This is a genomic window from Parapedobacter luteus, from assembly GCF_900168055.1.
GTDB lineage: Bacteria > Bacteroidota > Bacteroidia > Sphingobacteriales > Sphingobacteriaceae > Parapedobacter > Parapedobacter luteus.
In genome coordinates this window covers 62,489-80,349 of record NZ_FUYS01000003.1, presented here as the reverse complement: position 1 = coordinate 80,349, position 17,861 = coordinate 62,489, and the positions used below count along the sequence as shown (strand labels likewise).

Here is a 17,861-nt window from a genome sequence, read left to right as displayed (position 1 = left end):
CTATATATTCGCTTACTGATTAGACGGTGTGGCTGCAGGAGTCGAGCTTGTGATTCCCAATTTGGTTTTGACATCATTAGTCAAATCGTCGCCACCAGCGAAATAAGGAATGGCAGCTGCCGCGATGTCAAAGACATAGGCATACCCTTTTTCTTTGGCTACGGCTTGTACCGCTGTATTGGCCTTCTGGAAGATTGGCGCAAATAGTTCTTCGCGCTTTTGCTCCAATTCCTGCTGGGCTACTTGTTGAAACTCTTGGATCCTCCGGTCGATATCTTGTAATTCTACACCAAGCGTCTGTAGCTTCGCGTCGATGGAATCCCGGTTGGCTTCGCTGCGGTTGCGTTGCAGTTCCTGCGCGGAGGTCACCTTCTTTTGGTATTCTGCACCCATCTGTTGCAGCTCACCCTCTTTGCTTTTTGAAAGGTTTTCAAACTCCGCGTTTGCGGTTTTGAACTCGGGCATTGCCTGGATGATCTCATTGGAATTGACGTGGCCAATCTTTTGTTGTGCACTTACGAGTCCGGTTGATAAAAACAGCAGCCCTACCACCACTACACCTTTAAACAAATTTTTCATGCTATCCATTTTGATTTTACTTGTTGTTGGGGGTTATTATCACATACCCCTTTGTCTGTGATTATACGTTATTTACTATTACTTTCTTAAAACTCCGCAATGATACGAAACGGATTAATTTTCCGCAAGCGACGGATCAGGTTTATATCCTAACCGGGTAATCACATCGTTGCTTTTATCCAATTTGGGGTTGGCGTACAGAAATGTAACCTCACTGCCCTTATCCAAGATAATATCCAGACTTTGATCGGTAGCGATTGTCTGGATAGCTTGGGCCACCCGATCCTGGATGGGTTTTACCAACTTGATCCGCTCTTGGAAAAGATCGCCTTCGAAACCGAATTTCTGCCGTTGGAATTCCCGTGCTTCCCGTTCTTTGAGTACAATTTCGTCTTCCCGTTTCCTACGCATCTCCTCACTGAGTAATACTTGGTCTTCCTGGTAGGCTTTGTAAAGCTTTTCGATTTCAGCAAACCGGTTATCTACCTCTTCTTGCCATTGTACGGATAGTGCGTCCAGCTGCTTCTGCGCAGCAAGGTACTCGGGGATATGTTTTAGGATATATTCCGAATCGACATAGGCAAATCGCTGGGCCAAAGCCGCAGACGAAGTAACGACCATTAAGACAACGACCCCTATTATTTTTTTTATGCTCATAACTGTATGACTTTGGTGTTGGAACATCACTGCAAAAGTAATTCCATTTTTGTTATCAAATTTCTATTAATTAAAACCGCCCATCTGTTGCATGATGCTGAACGTGAAATTCTGCCGCCATGTGCTCGAGGGGACACCCGGTATCGGATCAAATGCATGGCCGTAATCGATGCCCAGCAACCCGAATATCGGCAGGAAGATACGCGCACCGACACCGACCGAACGGCGTACTTTGAAAGGGTTGAAGTCCCGGAAATTATTCCACGTATTGCCCCCTTCGGCGAAAGCCAAGACGAATACCGTCGCCTGATCATTCAACATCACGGGGTGCCGCAATTCCAGTTGGTATTTATTGTAGATGGGGCTACCCGAGTTGCGCGCGATATTCACATCTGCTCCGTCAGGGATTACCATCCCGTTTGCATATCCCCGCATCGCGATGATTTCCGAGCCTTGCAAAAAGTCAAAGCCCATCATCCCATCGCCACCGAGCTTAAACCGCTCAAATGCCGATTGGCCCGTCACGCTGCTGTATGTGCCCAAAAAGCCAAACTGCGCTTGCGCCTTGAGTACTAACTTGCCGGTTATGCGGGTGAACCACTGGGAGTCAAATTTCCATTTGTGGTATTCTGTCCATTTATACCGCTCATCATTCGGCGCAGTGGGATAGTTAATGTTGTTGAACCTTGAGTACGGAGGGGTGACCTGAATGGTCAACCGCAGATGCGAACCGGATGTCGGATATATCGGCGCATCCACCGAATTACGACTGATTTCCTGCGTAAGGTTAATGTTGTACGATGTGCCATTTTCAAACAAAAAGCCCGGATAATTCTGCAGCTTGTATTGCTGGAAACCCAATGAATAATTCAGCTGAAAATAGTTGTCCGGCCATTGGAGGCGTTTACCCAAGCTCACGGTGACCCCGTTCATCCAGATTCGGTTCAAATCTGCGTCGCCTACGATTTGCCGCCCCGTCAAGTAGTCAAAGCCTCCAAAGGACGATGATGAGGTAAACGCACTGACCCCAAAATAGATCGGCTTCTTACCGCCCAGCCAAGGTTCGGAAAATGAGAAGCTGTAAGACTGATAGCGTTTGCCACTGGTTTGGCCGCGTAGACTCAGCCGTTGGCCATCACCTCTGGGTAGGGGCTTCCAGGCACTTTTGTCAAAAATATTCCGGGTAGAAAAGTTGTTGAAGTTAAGCCCCAAGGTACCGATGACCTGTCCTGCACCAAAACCGCCCGACAGTTCAACCTGATCCGATGGTTTCTCTGTTACGTTGTATTCGATGTCCACCGTCCCTTCAGCGTGGTTGAGGTTGGTGGGCACCGGGTTGGTTTTTTGCTCGTCAAAGTTGCCTAATTGGGCAATTTCACGGGTACTGCGCATGAGCAGCTCCTTGGAAAACTTTTGGCCCGGCTTGGTGTATATGGACCGGAGCAATACGCGGTCGTTGGTCACGTCATTACCCTTGAGGATAATGTTGTTGACCGTGAACTGCGCTCCTTCATAGATGCGGAGATCCAAATCGATGGTGTCGTTATATATCCGGGTTTGGACCGGATCTACCGTAAAGGTGAGGTAGCCATCATTCATATACAGCGAAAGGATGTCGTCGCTGTTTCGGGTGGGCCCCATCAACTTGGTGTTCAGCTTTTCTTCGCTGAATACTTCACCCTTTTCGATACCCAAGATAACATTCAGCACCGAATCCGAATATTTGGCATTTCCCTGCCAGGTGATGTTACCGAAATAATATTTAGGGCCTTCATAGAGATCGATGTCTACAATGACATTGCGGTTGTTGTATTTATAGAACGTATCCCTGAGAATTTCAGCATCGCGATAACCGCGATCATGTAGCTTGGCAATCAGGTTTTCTTTTGCTTCCTTGTATTTCTCTGCTTTGAACTTGCCCGGCCCCGTGATGCGCCACCACGTGCGCTGCCTTACCCCCTTGAAAAACTTGCGGAGCTGGCGTTGTGAAAATTCTTCATTGCCTGTGAAATTGATGCGATGTGCACGTACCTTACGGTTACGATCTACATTTACCACGAGGATTTGGTTGTTTGCTTGGGTCGAATCCTTCACCGGTGCCATCGTGATCTCGGGGTATAAATATCCCTTTTCACTCAGGTATCGGGTAATGGTATTTCGCGTCGTATTCATCAGGTTTTGATTGACGATTTTGCCTGTGTTTTCGTTGAGCTGCTTCCGGACGTCTTCCGTTTGGGTTTTGCTGAGCCCTTCGATATCGATGCGTGTGAGGCGGGGACGTTCGACGACATGTATATTGAAAAAAATGGAGTCGCCTTTTACGGCGTCTGCATACAGTTCCACGTTGTCAAACAGGCCCTGGTTCATCAAGTTTTTTACCACATTCGACGTAGCGTCGCTCGGCACTTCAATACGGGATCCGACCACCAGCTTGGAGATGGTGATAAGCACATCGTTGTCAAGGTATTCCGTACCACTTACCGATATTCCCCCAATGATGTAATTCTGTGGGTTAAGGTAGCTAAATTCATCTGAATTACCCACGGGTATTCCGCGTTGCTGGGCAATGGAAGTCTCTACCGCCAATAGGGTAATAAGTACAAAAAAGAGTATCCGCTTCATCTATCTAATTTATCGCCGCTAAAGTACGTCAAACAGTTGTTAATTTTTGTTAAAAGGTTATTTTTTGAGTTAATTGACGGCCATCCCTACTCTGCCAATTGCTCGCTGGTCTTTCCGAAACGCCTTTCGCGTTTTTGATAGGCAACAATGGCTTCAAATAAGTCCATCCTCCGGAATTCAGGCCACATTTTGTCAATAAAGTACAGTTCGGCATACGCTAATTGCCATAGCAGGTAATTGCTGATACGCTGTTCGCCGCTTGTACGTACCATGAGCTCCGGATCAGGCATGGTCCGGGTGGCAAGGTGTTGGGCGAATAAATTTTCGTCAATATCGTCGGGACTGATTTGCCCCGACTGGACTTGGCGGGCCAACTGTTTTGCAGCTTCGGTGATTTCCCAGCGCGCGCTGTAGCTTAGTGCCAAAGTCAGCGTGCAATTGGTGTTGGCAGCTGTTTTTTCCATCGCCTCTTGTAGCTGGCGGCGGCATTTAGCAGGCAGCTTTGTTAAATCGCCGATGGCATTGAGCCGTACACCATTATCCATAAGGGTTTTGGTTTCTTTATTTATGGTGTTGACAAGGAGCTCCATCAGTGCAGACACTTCCAGTTTAGGCCGGTTCCAGTTTTCGGTGGAAAAAGCATAAAGCGTCAGGTACTTAACCCCGATTTCGACAGCGCCCTCCACGGTATCGCGGACAGCCGCCACGCCATTTTGATGGCCGAAGACGCGTAGCTTGCCGCGCTCTTTCGCCCATCGCCCATTGCCGTCCATGATGATGGCGATATGTTGGGGGAGACGAGCCTTATCTATCGTTTCTTTGATATCCATCAGTTAATTTGGCGCAAAGTTAATATAATTTTTCGAACGGGATCATCGCCATTCCGGACAGCCGCCCTTGAAGAAGGTGTAAGACAGGGTGATGCCTACCGTCATGAACGAATCATAGGGGCGTCCGTCACCGCGTTGGGAACCGATAGGTGCGTTGCTGGGGTTGGCGATCAGCGTCCAATCGGCGCGTGGAACCGGCGCATAACTGCCCAAATCGTCATAATCGAAATATTCCCCACTCACATCGTCCAGGTAGTCTGTAAGTGCCAGCCGGTATCCAAGCTCGACTCCGATAGACCATGGGCCCCGGAGGTTGTATTTGAAGCCCGCACCGAATGGGATGGTGACCGCCCGATTTTGATAGATCATGCCCTCGGTATAATAGTGCCGCAATTTGACGTCATTTCCCGATGCGTTCCGCCACTTCGGCTCGAACAGAATACCACCGATGCCCGCGAAAATGTAAGGCGTATATACAATTCTGCCCCGTTGCGGCAGCCATTTGAAAAAATTGAAATCTACCAATAACGAAGCCTCTTTGACCGCGCCGAAAAAACCGAGGTATCGATTTTGCCGCTGTTGGACGTTAGAATAAGCATCGTGTGCAAATAAGTTGGCATAAGCGAAATTACCGCGAAGGCCCCACGTATGATCGAAGTTATATTTGATAAACACACCGGCCGACCAATCGTTGAAGGCCAGCGGATTTTCCGGATTAAGGTCGCCCATATACCCCGAAGCACCGCCTTGCAGGCCAGCTTCCCATTCCTGCGCATGGGCTACCGCAGCATGGGCAAAAAAGATGAGTATCAGCAATCGTTGAAGCACAATTCAGCAGGGTATATATGTGGGGGGTAAAGATATTAATAATTCCGTGCATCAAGACCCCAAAGCAATTTATTGCGTAAGTTGGCGAAATAGCTGTAGTTTTTCAGTCTGATCAGGTTGACCTGGTAGTGCGCCTTACTGATTTTGAGCTTCACATCGGTGGATATGGAGGTAGTTTTGGAATCGCATGACAACAGGAACTTGCCACTCCGGCTTTCGATTTCCAAATCCAGCTCCATGTCGTCCGATATGACCACAGGCCTGACGTTGAGGTTATGCGGTGAAATCGGTGTGATGACGAAGTTGCCGCTACCGGGCGTAATAATAGGGCCGCCGCAACTCAGCGAATAGGCGGTCGAGCCGGTGGGCGTGGCTACGATAATGCCGTCTGCCCAATAGGCATTCAGGAGTTCTCCGTTGAGGTAAGCACTTACCGTGATCATCGCCGAGCTGTCAGACTTGAAAAGCGTGATGTCATTCAGTGCAAAATGACTTCCTCCAAACAGCTCCATCTGGTCGGATTGTACGGACAGCAACGTCCGTTTTTGGATATTGTATTCGCCAATCAGGATAGCTTCAAGCGAGGGGTCGATATCATCCTTACTGATGTCAGCCAAAAAGCCCAGTCTGCCAAAATTGATGCCCGCTACCGGGATGCCCGAATCGGCTACGATAGCGACCGCAGCCAGCATCGTACCATCGCCGCCCAGGCTCAGCATAAAACCAACGTCTTGGGGCAACTCGTCATATGTGGCATACGTATATAATTTTTGCGGGCAATTGACCTGCTGCTCCAGAAAGTCGCGAAAATCCTTGTATATCCACAACTCGGTATCTCTGGCGATTAGGGAATCAAATAAATGCTGCACATAAGGAACGACCGATGGATGGAATTCTCTCCCATAAACCGCTATCTTCATAATTACATATTGATATAGTTCATCAGTTGCTCGTAGCGGTCGCGGGAGTTGTCGCGGCTATTTTCATCATTGTAGGAGGCTTTAACGGTATAGTCATGCCGCAGAAAAGCAGCAATTATCGAAGAGATGTCCGATTTGTTGACTTTTATGGTGACTTCCAAGCGGGACGAATCCGAAAACGTATGGACATAGGAGTTCAATATCTGCGCGTTGTCCGATTCCACAATGTGAGCGATATGCGACAATGCATTATCCCGGGTTCCCATTTCCAAGACGATAATTCCCCCGGGCTGCTGGATAGACATGGCTTGGCTTAGGGTATTGATCAAATCAAGTGCAGTCACCGCCCCCAGATAAATGTGCTGTTCATCAATGACCGGCAACACATCCAGCTGATGGATTTGGAAGAAAAGCATGGCGTCATAGATGTGCTGGGTATCATAGATGTGTACCTGTTGGTATGCGATATCAGTCTGCTGGATGCTGTTATTGAGTTTGGCGAGCCCTGCCAACGACTCGTAGGATATCAAGCCAAGAAAAAGGTCGCCTTTTACCAACGGCAACTGTGCCAATCGGAGATCGGCCATTTTGTCCAGCGTATAGCGTACGCTATCCGATGGGCTCACCGCGTAGTCGCGGTCTATGATGACTTGACCTATATTCATGGTTTTGTTATACTCCTTTTTTAGTTAAACGAATAAAACCGCCAATCGTTTAAATTATCCGTTGTTGTTTGTCAAAATTAATTCGTTTTGCTGACAACAACGATTATTTTACTTTTTTTTTCGCTTTTAAGTGGTTGCCACACGTGAATTACCGGGCAACGGCATTTAAAACTATCAGCGGATTAGCTCTCCGTAAGACGTCGTTAAAAGCAGGCTTTTCCGCCATCCTGCGGACTTGGATGCGAAATCCCGTAGGCGGCCTAACTTCAGGCAGGTGCCAGCATGCGTGTCCGTCAGGAACGACATGTTGCAGAGCAGGTGCCTAGCGCGCCGCAGAACATCAGTATATGTTCAATGCGGTTTCCCCTGGTGAATTAAACAAAGGAATGACAATACCAGAACTTTTACTACTTTTGGCTGCTAATCACTTCGGCAGCCACCGTTGTGGCGATTGCGCATCGAAAATTTGTACTGAATATCGTTTTGGAAGACAAGGACAAATATATTGTTATCAGGGAGGTTATCCGTAAGAAAAACCCGGCATTGCTCAGGTGGATGCCCAGGTTTGTGCTGCGTTACATCGAGCGGGTGGTCCATGAAGAGGATATCAATCACATTATGGCCAAGATCGGGCATCTACATGGCTTGGCTTTTGTAGATGCACTGATAGCGGAGCTGGGGGTTGTTGTTGAATTAACGGGCGAAACGTATATCCCCAAGACGGGCGGCGTGATTTTCGCCTCGAATCACCCGCTTGGCGGGTTGGACGGAATTGCTTTTATGCACGCATTGGGCAGGTACCGGCAAGATATCAAGTTTCTGGTCAATGATATCCTGCTAAACATAAAGAATCTCGAGCCTTTGTTTATAGGGGTCAATAAGCACGGCGCGCAGGGGCGGCAGGGCATTGCACAGATCGAGGAAGCCTATGCGCAGGAACACGCATTGCTGGTGTTCCCTGCCGGACTGGTGTCGCGGAAGCAACAAGGGAAGATTGAAGATCTGGAATGGAAGAAAAGCTTCATCAGCAAAGCAAAAAGATATCGGAAAGACATCGTGCCGGTTTACATCGATGGGAAAAATTCCAGTTTTTTTTATAATTTCGCCCGTTTCAGGGAATCCATTGGTATTAAAGCCAACGTTGAAATGTTTTACCTTGCGGATGAAATGTTTGCGCAGCGAAACAAAAAAGTAACCATATGTATAGGAAAACCAATTTCTTATACCTATTTTGACAGCTCCAAAAGTGAAAAGGAGTGGGCTGCAGATGTTAAACGAACGGTTTACAACTTAGCCCCTGAAAACTAACTATATGCAAGAAATAATAGCACCTGTTGAACGGAACTCCATAAAAAAGGAGCTTACTCAGGAGGTATTTGTCCGTTATACCAACAATGGAAATAACGAAATTTATTTGATAAATCACCACAATGCGCCCCATACCGTGAGGGAAATCGGGCGGCTGCGGGAATTGACGTTCAGAGCCGCTGGCGGCGGTACCGGCATGGCGCTGGATTTGGACTACAACGACACCTGTCTTGACGCTTACGATCAACTCATTGCCTGGAATCCCGAAGACGAGGAAATCATTGCAGGCTACCGGTTGATAAAGTGCAAGGATGTAGGGGTAAACAGTGATGGGGAAATCAATCTGTCAACAGCGCATTATTTTCATTTTTCGCCGAAGTTTATCCAGGAATATCTGCCTTATACCATTGAATTGGGACGCTCATTTGTACAACCCAAATACCAACCTGGCAAAGACAACCGTAAAGGGTTGTTTTCGTTGGACAATCTGTGGGATGGGCTTGGGGCGGTCGTGAAACTCAATCCGGATGTCAAATACCTGTTTGGCAAGGTGACCATGTATCCGCATTACAACAGGGAGGCCCGCGACCTGTTGATCTATTTCATGCACCATTATTTTCCTGACCATGAACGGCTGGTGTGGCCGATTAATCCGCTGGGTTATGTCGGCGATCCCGCGCCCTACAAACAACTTTTTGACGGATTGGAGTATAAAGACGGGTACAAGGTCCTAAACAGCAGGGTAAGGGCGCTTGGCGAAAATATACCGCCCTTAATCAACACGTATATGAACCTTTCCTCTACCATGAAGACATTTGGTACGGCCGTCAATGACGAATTTGGCACGGTTGAAGAGACGGGAATTATGATTACCATAGACGACATCTTCGAGAGCAAAAAAGAACGCCACATCTCGACGTACGAACGAGACAAGGAAATCGGAAGCCGGAAGGTGATGTAGTAATGTATATTCAGCTTTCGGCTGTTAGTTGATTTGATTGCCGACAGCCGAAAGCTGGTTGCTTAGGGCTAATTTCCGGCCAAAAGGGCTTTCGCGATTTCGGCTATCGTCTTTCCATCGGCTTCGCCGGCAAGTTGCTGATTGGCCAGTCCCATTACTTTGCCCATGTCTTTCGGACTGGAAGCTCCGGATTCTGCAATGATCTGCTTGACGGCACGCTCAATTTCTTCGCGGGAGCGTTGTTTGGGCAGGTAGCTTTCAATCACGGCGAGTTCTTCCATTTCGATCTGATAGAGGTCATCACGGCTTTGCTGTTGATAGATTTCAGCAGACTCCTTGCGTTGTTTGGCCAGTTTTTGCAACACCCTGGTTTCCGTATCTTGGGTAAGTGTCTCCGCGGGCCCTTTTTCTGTTTTCGCAAGCAATATAGCCGCTTTGATAGCCCGGAGGCCCCGAAGCCGTGCGTTATCTTTGGCCAGCATGGCCAATTTGATGTCTTGATCGATTTTATCCTGTAAAGCCATTTGTCACGCAATTGATGAAAGGCAAAGGTAACAAATACCTCCGTCAATCGGAATTATTAGGCCAATCATTATGACCGTTCGGTTTTTTTTGTAATTTTGGCGCAAACTGTTATTTACATGGCAACGACATTAGAAAAAACACCACCGAGGAAGACCGATAATGAAGCGAATCAGACCCGTCATTATGTAACGTTGGCTATTGCAGTGGCCATAGGACTTGCAGGAACGTTTTTCCGGTTTGTTCAGGATTCGTTTCTGATCTCTACCATATCGAATATTTTGCTGGCCCTTGGCTGGTTCATCGTATTCCGTGTGGTATTCCGGATCATGAAATAACTTGTTGCTTTTTCAGCTATTGATATAACTTTCCAATTGGTTGATGGTCTGGCGTTGGTCTTCGATGATGTATTTCACGAGGTCTCCGATAGACAGCATACCGATGACCATATTATCTTCCACCACGGGCAGATGCCTGTAGTGGTTGTGGGTCATGAGCTGCATGCAGCGTTCGATCGCCTCGTGTTGCGTGATGGTATGCGGTTCCCTTGTCATGACGTCCCGGATTGGCGTGTCTTTCGAAGATTTACCTTGTAAAATGATCTTGCGCGCGTAATCGCGTTCCGTAAAAATGCCTTGTAGGCGCCCGTTTTCAATAACCAATAATGCGCTGATGTTTTTTTCCATCATGATTTTCAGCGCTTCCAGCACCGAAACGTCTTGAGATACCGAATAAACGGCAGCAGGCTTGTTGTTGAGAATGTGCTTAACGGTTTTCATGATTCCAATAATTTAATGATGCGAAAGCTCTTCGGGTAGATGAAGATTAAAACAGGGGTACACAAAACATGGATAAACCTATGCGCGGCTATCGTATATAATTGGTGTTCGGCAAGTACGGAGATAAAGATAGGAAGATTTTCGAAATAAAAAAAACCAACGTGTGGCTGTTACGTTAGGTTTTGCAATATATGTTTGGTCGCTTGGCGGTCGCCGTTATATCCGCGGCCAAACGTGCCAAGGAATGCGGGACAGGACGAGGACAAGTGCGATGAGGTAAAATGCCAATACGGTGGCATTTTGCTTTTTGGCAGGCACCTGCCGCTTAGCCCGGGAATAGCCAACGGTAATGAGTGCGATGGCTATCAGCATGATGAGCGGATGTTCGAGAAAATAGAGGCGGGCAATACCATCTTTCATCGCTGCTCCAGAGGCGTTCTTGATGCCATAAGGCGAAACGAAGTACATAATCAGTCCCACAACGAATTGCAGGTGTGCGCATATCAGTCCCAGGAGCGCCATTTTCCGGTTATATGGTTTGTTTCGCAGGTATGCAAAGAGGACATAAAGGATTGAAATAATTAATCCAGCCAATAATACATAGGCGAGTGTTGAGTGCAAGTGTCTGATTCCTGTATACATAGTTGTTGTTGTTTAATGTCTCAAGTCTTTTATCTGTTTAACTAATCCGAAGTCTCCTGCTTGGTATCTCCCGATCCCGGGGTTTCCGTTCCCTGCTAAAACCTGGCGTCTCCGATTGCCTTAAATTCCGAGCCTGTTTTCCATTTCGGGAAGGTTCTTTCCTGGCTTAAGCTGTAGCCGATATCAAACACGAGGCGGATGTCGGCTATCATGCCGCTGACGTCCCAGGTTTCGTCGTATTCATCGCTTACATCATGGTAGCGTTTACCGAACGCATCCTGCAATGCGGCGACCTCCGTGCTGTCTTTATCGATCACGTTCTTGCCGCTACCTGTATACAGCGCCGGCACGCCTACCTTGGCAAAGTTGAAATGGTCAGAACGGAAGAAACTGCCGGCTGAAGGATTTCCGCCCGGCACAACCTCCCGGTTCTGCCGGGCTGCGGCACGGCGGGCATAGTCGTCCATATCAGACTGGCCAAGTCCGACGACGGCTACATCACTGGTTTGCCCTATGGGGCTCAATGCATCGATATTGATGTTGGCAACGGTTTTGCCGAGGGGATATACCGGGTTGGCGGCGTAGTAGGCCGATCCAAGAAGGCCTTGTTCCTCGGCGGTTACCGCGAGAAATAGGATGGAGCGCTCCGGAGGTACGGCGGCGCCTTTGAAGGCTTTGGCCAGTTCAAAAAGTGCGGCTACGCCGCTGGCATTGTCAATAGCGCCGTTGTAGATGGAGTCGCCATCGATAGGTTCGCCGACGCCGAGGTGGTCCCAATGAGCGCTGTAGATGATATATTCGTCAGGATACTTGCTGCCGGACAATTTACCCAACACGTTGTTGGATGCCGATTTCCTGAACTCGTTTTTCAATGAAATGCCCGTTTTTATGCCCAGCTCCACGGGCTTGAATCCAGGTTTCTTTGCCTGGCTAATCAGACTGTCCGCGCCTCCCGCGAGTTCAAATAATTTTTCGGTAGCTTCCGCTGTAAGCCAACCTTCAAAGGCAGCTCTTGACGCACCGTTGTCTGGCGTGACCAAGCTCAGTTGCGGGCCGGCCCATCCGCTCCGCACCACGTTCCATCCGTAGCTGGCTGCGTCTGTATCATGGATAATCAAGACGCCGGTAGCGCCCTGCCGCGCCGCTTCTTCAAATTTATATGTCCAGCGGCCGTAATAGGTCATCGTGTCGCCTTTGAACAATGTTTTGTCATAAAATCCGGGGTCATTCACCATGACAACCACGGTCTTCCCTTTGGCGTCAAGCCCCGCGTAGTCGTTCCAACCGTATTCCGGGGCGACGATGCCAAAGCCGGCAAATACGACGTCGGTTTCAGGAACATTGACCTGTGCAGTTAATCGCTTGCTCCCGATAACGAAATCGTCAAGATGATCCAAGCTAAACTGGCTGTTGCCCTTGCTGAATGTGAGCGGTGTGGCGGGGGTAGACATAATTTCTACCATAGGAACCGCCTGGAAATAGTGTTCGCCATTGCCCGGCTCCAATCCGATACGCTCAAATTCTTCGGCAATGTAAGTCACGGCCAGCGTGTCGCCCTTCGTGAAGGGCTTACGTCCGAAAAATTCATCAGCTGACAAATCCTTTACATATTGGATGAAACTTTCCGCTTCAATACGGTTCAGTGCTGCAGTGTCAAGGGCTTCTGAAGTCGTATTGCCGGTATGGTTTCCGCAGGACGCTAGCATCATGATGGCTATCAGGATGATTGGGTCGAATCGTTTCATATGTGTTTTTTATGCGCTAAAAATACGGAATTAATTTAAATACTTGTCATCAGCTAGTCGGTGATCGGTGAAAGTTGCCGATTAGCGAACAAACACTTCAGCTATGGGGCTGAAGAGATACACCCGTTGGGTCTTTACCTCTATACAGCGGTATCGTTTCCTGATTTTTTCTTTCTTTTGGAAAACCCTGCCATTTTTAAGTACGAATACGGTATTTTCAGGCAGTTGTTCTACGGTCTGGATATCATCTTTGTTGGCGTCATAGCGCTGCAGCACCCGAAACAAATTCAAGTCCGAACAGCTGGAGGCTGCCGGATTGTTCATGTAATTCGAAATGGCCATCTGGATGTCCTGCGGAAAGACAGCAGCTTGCAGGAACGGTTGCATGAGCTGCCTATAACAGGCTTTCCATTCTTGGCCATGCGGCTTTACACGGTTTTTGTATGTATTCCATGTTTTGAGATGCGCAAATTCATGCACCGTGGTGATAAGGAATGCATAGGGGTTGAGGTTGTGGTTTACCGAAATGCGATGCCCGTGACCGCCATGCGGCGGGCGGTAATCGCCAAACTTGGATGTACGGCTCCGGCTGACGCGAAATTGGCACTTGCTGTCGTTGATCCAGCGCGAAATCACCGGAGCAGCCGGGGCGGGCATGTATTTGCTAAGTTGAACGCTGTAGTCTTGCACCCTGCAAACTTAAAACAATGGCATAAGTATTCATAAAATTAACAACATAAATTATTTCGTCCATTATCTATATCTTTGGGCATGATTCAACGATTGGGATTCTTGGCGGGCATACTGCTGCTGGGTGCATGGGCTGTCACTGCACAAGCTCAGGATTTGAACGCACGTGTACAAATTCTTTCGCCCCAAGTGCAAAATACCAATAAGCGGGCACTGGAAGTACTGCAGAAAGCGATATCCGACTTTCTTAATAACCGTTCGTGGAGCGCTAATCAAATACAGCCCCAGGAACGAATCGATTGCAGTTTCGTCATCACCATCAACGCATGGGATGGCTCTTCCAATTTCACGGCACAGGCGCAAATCATTTCCACAAGGCCGGTGTTCAATACTTCTTATAACAGTCCAGTGCTAAGCATTTCAGACAATCACTTCGATTTCAGTTACACGGAAGGACAATTGATGGATTATTCCGACCAACAGTACATGAATAACCTCACCTCCTTGCTTGCCTACTATGCATACATCATCGTGGGGTTAGATGCGGATACCTTCGAGCACAATGGCGGCACACCGTTTTATTCCGCGGCGCAGAATATCGTAAACTACGCGCAGAATACCGGTTTTGCGGGCTGGCGTTCCATGGAAGCCATGAACAACCGGTTCTGGCTGGTCAACAACCTGCTTGATCGGCGATACCAGCCCTTGCGTGATTTTTTGTATAGTTTTTATCGAGAAGGTTTGGACACCATGTCTGAAAATGCGCAGGCGGCCCGCAAGTCTATTCTGGCGTTATTGCCATCATTGCAAAAGGTCGACCGGCTGGCCCAGGGGGCCGTATTCAACCAAGTATTTTTTACGGCAAAGTCCGATGAATTTGTTGGTATATTTAGCGGAATGGGCCCCTCGGAGCGCGTGCAAGCTTTCAATGTGCTGGCTGAAGTAGATCCAGCCAATGCGAATAAATATGAATCCTTACGAAATTCGAGGTAACGAACTACGACCCACTACAACATTATGCTTAGTCGTCTATCTATTCAAAATTATGCGCTGATTGATTCCCTGGACATCCGCTTTGACAGCGGGTTGAACATCCTGACCGGAGAAACGGGAGCAGGCAAATCCATTATCATGGGTGGGTTATCGCTCATCTTGGGGCAGCGTGTAGAGAGCCGCTATTTTTTCAACCAGCACAAAAAGTGTATTATCGAAGGGTATTTCGATGTATCGGATTACCAATTGGAGCCGTTTTTCATCGAGCAGGATTTGGATTATGAGCAAGAAACGATCCTAAGGCGCGAAATCAGCGTCGATGGTAAGTCCCGCGCATTCGTAAACGACACCCCGGTAACGCTCGCTGTACTTAAGGCACTGGCTGAAAAATTGATTGACATCCACTCGCAGCATGCAACACTTCAGCTTAATACCGAAGCCTTCCAGTTGCTGACGTTGGACAGTGTTGCCCAAAGTCAGCACCTACGAGGCCGGTACACAGCGGCTTACCAGACGTATAAAACCACACAAGCGCGGCTAAACCAGCTAAAAGAAGAGGCACAGCAAACCCGCGCGGAGGCCGATTACCACCAGTTTCTATATGACGAGCTTGCCAAGGCCAATCTGGATGCCGATGAACAAGGCCTGTTAGAAGCCGAACAACAGCAGCTCGAACATGCCGAAGAGATCAAACGGAATCTGTTTGGCGTAGTCTATGCGCTGCAAGAACAGGAATTAAATGCGCTGGCATTGCTCAAGGAAGCCGTGCAACAGCTCCAGCAGGCCGAACGGTATATGGCCGCACTTGCTCCGCAGGCCGAACGGCTGCAGAGCAGCTTTATCGAACTGAAAGATTTAGCCGACGAAATCAGCCGTACCGAACAAGGAATTGTGCTGGATGAAGCGCGTTTGGCTGAAGTCAATGAGCGGCTTAGCCTGCTGTATACCTTGCAACAAAAACATCGCGTGGATAGTGTTGCCGAACTCATTGCATTGCGCGAGGAACTACGCGGACGGCTGGACGCTTTATCGTCCGACGAAGCGGAAATCGGCAGGCTGGAAAAGGACGTCGCCCGGCTAAAGGCTGAAACCCTCGCGTTGGCTGCGGAACTCAGTGCGCTTCGGCAAGCCGCTATTCCGACCGTGCAGGACGAAGTAAGTCGGATACTGCACGAGGTCGGAATGCCCCAGAGCCGGCTGCACATTGTGCTGAGCCAGGTCGACGCCGATCAGATAAGAAGCAGCGGGCAGGATAAAGCGGAGTTTCTGTTCACCGCCAATAAAGGGCAGAATCCGCAGCCTATCGGCAAGGTGGCGTCAGGGGGCGAGCTCTCACGGTTGATGCTGGCAATTAAATCATTGATAGCCAAGACGTCATCGCTGCCCACCATCATTTTTGACGAGATCGATACGGGGATATCCGGAGAAGTAGCCCTGAAGGTGGGGAATATCATGGAACGATTAGCGGACCGTATGCAGGTTATCGCCATCACACACTTACCGCAGATAGCTTCCAAAGGGAAAACACATTTCAGGGTCTACAAAAAGGAGTCGACGGATAAGACCGCTACGAGCATCGTCCAATTGGAACAGCCGGAGCGGATTCAGGAAATCGCGCAGATGCTGAGCGGGGCCAATCCGGGCGAAGCGGCCTTACAACACGCGGCGGAGTTGTTGGCGAATTAAAAAAAAGCATTATTTTTACCCACTTTATATTTCGTTGACTTTATAAAACAAGGAACTATGTCCCATAACCTACTGAAAGGAAAGAAAGGAATTATTTTTGGCGCGTTGGACGAGAAATCTATCGCTTGGAAGACTGCTCAACGCTGTGTGCAGGAAGGCGCAGAGATTGTGTTGACAAACGCACCGGTTGCGTTACGGATGGGCACCATCAAGCAGTTGGCAGAGGAGTGCAATGGAGCACCCGTTATTCCTGCTGATGTGACCAGCAGTGAGGACATTGAAAACCTGTTTGACCAGACATTGGAGCACTTCGGCGGGGGCGTGGATTTTATCCTGCACTCAGTAGGGATGAGCATCAACGTACGTAAGGGAATCCATTACACCGAAAACAATTACGATTTCATGCACAAAGCGTTTGACATATCAGCAATCAGCCTGCACCGCGTGCTGGCTACAGCCATGAAGAAGGATGCCCTCAATGAATGGGGATCCGTGGTGGCGCTTACGTACATTGCGGCGCAGCGTGTGTTCCCAGATTACAACGATATGGCCGATGCCAAAGCGCTACTGGAGAGCATCACCCGTAATTTCGGATACCAGTACGGTGTTCGCAAAAAGGTGCGGGTGAATACCATCAGCCAGTCACCTACGCAGACGACGGCCGGCTCAGGGGTGAAGGGGTTCGGGGATTTTATCTCGTATGCCGATAAGATGTCGCCATTGGGCAACGCCACGGCCGACCAATGCGCAGATTACACGGTTACGTTATTTTCAGATCTGACGAAGATGGTGACCATGCAAAACCTCTTCCACGATGGAGGCTTTTCGTTTACGGGCGTGAGCGAAGCGGTGATCGAGGGAATGGGGGAGAAGTAACGGCAGGATGACTGTATAACCCATAAAAAAAGCGGCAAAAGCCGCTTTTTTTATGGGAGTTGTCGCCGTTACAATTCGCGTATGAAATCGGACTCGGAGAGTACAACCTTAACTACCGCGGGACTGGGTAAGTCAATTTCTATACCCGGCTCTGCTAACGGATCTTCAGCGTATATCGTAATGGAACCCACTGTGTAGTTTACAGAATAAGCGATACCATTGAACGTGGTTGGCAAAATATCGTAGCTGCTTTCACCGTCGAAACTTATTGCCACACTGACATTTCCTTCCAGTAAATAGTATTCTGTTAGTTCCGGAAGGGATTTGGTATGGAAGACCTGATGACTGACGCCTGATTCCCATTGCCATGCGTTCGTACCGATAGCGTAGACATACGTGCTATTGGGGTTGGGATTTACGACGTCGTAATATTCTTTTTTGCAAGATGATATGCCGAGGACGACTAAAAATCCAACGGCTAAGGTAAGGTAATGCTTCATATGCGTTAGCTTTGGGTAAATAATTTTTGTTTTTTGTTCCTGTATGTATGACGGCAAA

General features: G+C 48.5%; 19 protein-coding genes. 6 read left to right on the top strand and 13 right to left on the bottom strand.

The features are described from left to right. Nucleotides 1-12 precede the first annotated feature (12 nt). From B5X72_RS06895 to B5X72_RS06865, 7 genes are all read right to left on the bottom strand, one after another. Nucleotides 13-579, bottom strand: coding sequence for an OmpH/Skp family outer membrane protein (locus B5X72_RS06895; protein ID WP_079716514.1), 567 nt, complete (start codon nt 577-579; stop codon nt 13-15). A gap of 114 nt (nt 580-693) precedes the next feature. Beyond that, nucleotides 694-1,230 (bottom strand): OmpH/Skp family outer membrane protein, encoded by a 537-nt coding sequence (locus B5X72_RS06890; RefSeq protein ID WP_079716513.1) that lies wholly within the window; start codon nt 1,228-1,230, stop codon nt 694-696. Between the two features lie 72 nt (nt 1,231-1,302). Beyond that, nucleotides 1,303-3,858 (bottom strand): outer membrane protein assembly factor BamA, encoded by a 2,556-nt coding sequence (gene bamA / locus B5X72_RS06885; protein ID WP_079716118.1) that lies wholly within the window; start codon nt 3,856-3,858, stop codon nt 1,303-1,305. 86 nt (nt 3,859-3,944) lie between these two features. Next, nucleotides 3,945-4,688 carry an isoprenyl transferase gene (locus B5X72_RS06880; protein ID WP_079716117.1) on the bottom strand — a complete coding sequence of 248 codons (744 nt, stop codon included), beginning with the start codon at nt 4,686-4,688 and terminating at the stop codon, nt 3,945-3,947. A gap of 42 nt (nt 4,689-4,730) precedes the next feature. Further along, nucleotides 4,731-5,516: a type IX secretion system protein PorG gene (gene porG / locus B5X72_RS06875; protein ID WP_176146121.1), complete on the bottom strand. Its 786-nt coding sequence runs from the start codon at nt 5,514-5,516 to the stop codon at nt 4,731-4,733. 35 nt (nt 5,517-5,551) lie between these two features. Beyond that, on the bottom strand, nt 5,552-6,436 hold the full coding sequence (locus tag B5X72_RS06870; RefSeq protein ID WP_079716115.1) for an NAD kinase: 885 nt from the start codon (nt 6,434-6,436) through the stop codon (nt 5,552-5,554). 2 nt (nt 6,437-6,438) lie between these two features. Further along, the gene (locus B5X72_RS06865) at nt 6,439-7,101 is read right to left on the bottom strand and encodes a CBS domain-containing protein (protein WP_079716114.1); all 663 of its coding nucleotides are present in this window, start codon (nt 7,099-7,101) and stop codon (nt 6,439-6,441) included. A 483-nt stretch (nt 7,102-7,584) separates the two neighbouring features. Between B5X72_RS06865 and B5X72_RS06860 the strand changes: the two genes are divergently transcribed. Together B5X72_RS06860 and B5X72_RS06855 are read left to right on the top strand one after the other, a co-directional pair. Continuing rightward, nucleotides 7,585-8,409 carry a lyso-glycine lipid O-acyltransferase GlsA gene (locus B5X72_RS06860; protein WP_233632511.1) on the top strand — a complete coding sequence of 275 codons (825 nt, stop codon included), beginning with the start codon at nt 7,585-7,587 and terminating at the stop codon, nt 8,407-8,409. Between the two features lie 4 nt (nt 8,410-8,413). Next, nucleotides 8,414-9,370: a glycine N(alpha)-acyltransferase GlsB gene (locus B5X72_RS06855; RefSeq protein ID WP_079716113.1), complete on the top strand. Its 957-nt coding sequence runs from the start codon at nt 8,414-8,416 to the stop codon at nt 9,368-9,370. Nucleotides 9,371-9,438: 68 nt separating this feature from the next. Here the strand turns inward: B5X72_RS06855 and B5X72_RS06850 are convergent, their stop codons facing one another. Further along, nucleotides 9,439-9,894 (bottom strand): GatB/YqeY domain-containing protein, encoded by a 456-nt coding sequence (locus B5X72_RS06850; RefSeq protein ID WP_079716112.1) that lies wholly within the window; start codon nt 9,892-9,894, stop codon nt 9,439-9,441. Nucleotides 9,895-10,011: 117 nt separating this feature from the next. Here B5X72_RS06850 and B5X72_RS06845 point away from each other — a divergent pair, with 117 nt between their 5' ends. Next, entirely contained in the window at nt 10,012-10,230 is a 219-nt protein-coding gene (locus B5X72_RS06845; protein WP_079716111.1) for a hypothetical protein, read from the top strand. Nucleotides 10,231-10,242: 12 nt separating this feature from the next. Here the strand turns inward: B5X72_RS06845 and B5X72_RS06840 are convergent, their stop codons facing one another. The 4 genes from B5X72_RS06840 to B5X72_RS06825 form a co-directional block, all read right to left on the bottom strand. Beyond that, nucleotides 10,243-10,671, bottom strand: coding sequence for a CBS domain-containing protein (locus B5X72_RS06840; RefSeq protein ID WP_079716110.1), 429 nt, complete (start codon nt 10,669-10,671; stop codon nt 10,243-10,245). A gap of 216 nt (nt 10,672-10,887) precedes the next feature. Then, nucleotides 10,888-11,313 carry a hypothetical protein gene (locus tag B5X72_RS06835; RefSeq protein WP_176146120.1) on the bottom strand — a complete coding sequence of 142 codons (426 nt, stop codon included), beginning with the start codon at nt 11,311-11,313 and terminating at the stop codon, nt 10,888-10,890. A gap of 95 nt (nt 11,314-11,408) precedes the next feature. Continuing rightward, nucleotides 11,409-13,058, bottom strand: coding sequence for a M28 family metallopeptidase (locus tag B5X72_RS06830; RefSeq protein WP_079716109.1), 1,650 nt, complete (start codon nt 13,056-13,058; stop codon nt 11,409-11,411). Between the two features lie 81 nt (nt 13,059-13,139). After that, nucleotides 13,140-13,748 carry a SprT-like domain-containing protein gene (locus B5X72_RS06825; RefSeq protein ID WP_079716108.1) on the bottom strand — a complete coding sequence of 203 codons (609 nt, stop codon included), beginning with the start codon at nt 13,746-13,748 and terminating at the stop codon, nt 13,140-13,142. An 81-nt stretch (nt 13,749-13,829) separates the two neighbouring features. Between B5X72_RS06825 and porD the strand changes: the two genes are divergently transcribed. Genes porD through B5X72_RS06810 form a run of 3 tightly spaced genes read left to right on the top strand, consistent with a single transcriptional unit; the run spans nt 13,830 to nt 17,303 of the window. Beyond that, nucleotides 13,830-14,741 (top strand): type IX secretion system protein PorD, encoded by a 912-nt coding sequence (gene porD / locus B5X72_RS06820; protein ID WP_079716107.1) that lies wholly within the window; start codon nt 13,830-13,832, stop codon nt 14,739-14,741. Nucleotides 14,742-14,765: 24 nt separating this feature from the next. Further along, nucleotides 14,766-16,427, top strand: a complete 1,662-nt coding sequence (gene recN / locus B5X72_RS06815; RefSeq protein WP_079716106.1) for a DNA repair protein RecN — start codon at nt 14,766-14,768, stop codon at nt 16,425-16,427. 57 nt (nt 16,428-16,484) lie between these two features. Beyond that, nucleotides 16,485-17,303, top strand: coding sequence for an enoyl-ACP reductase FabI (locus B5X72_RS06810; protein WP_079716105.1), 819 nt, complete (start codon nt 16,485-16,487; stop codon nt 17,301-17,303). Nucleotides 17,304-17,371: 68 nt separating this feature from the next. Here B5X72_RS06810 and B5X72_RS06805 read toward each other — a convergent pair whose 3' ends face one another. Next, a complete protein-coding gene (locus B5X72_RS06805; RefSeq protein ID WP_079716104.1) occupies nt 17,372-17,803 on the bottom strand; it encodes a hypothetical protein in 432 nt (143 codons plus the stop codon). Nucleotides 17,804-17,861 lie beyond the last annotated feature (58 nt).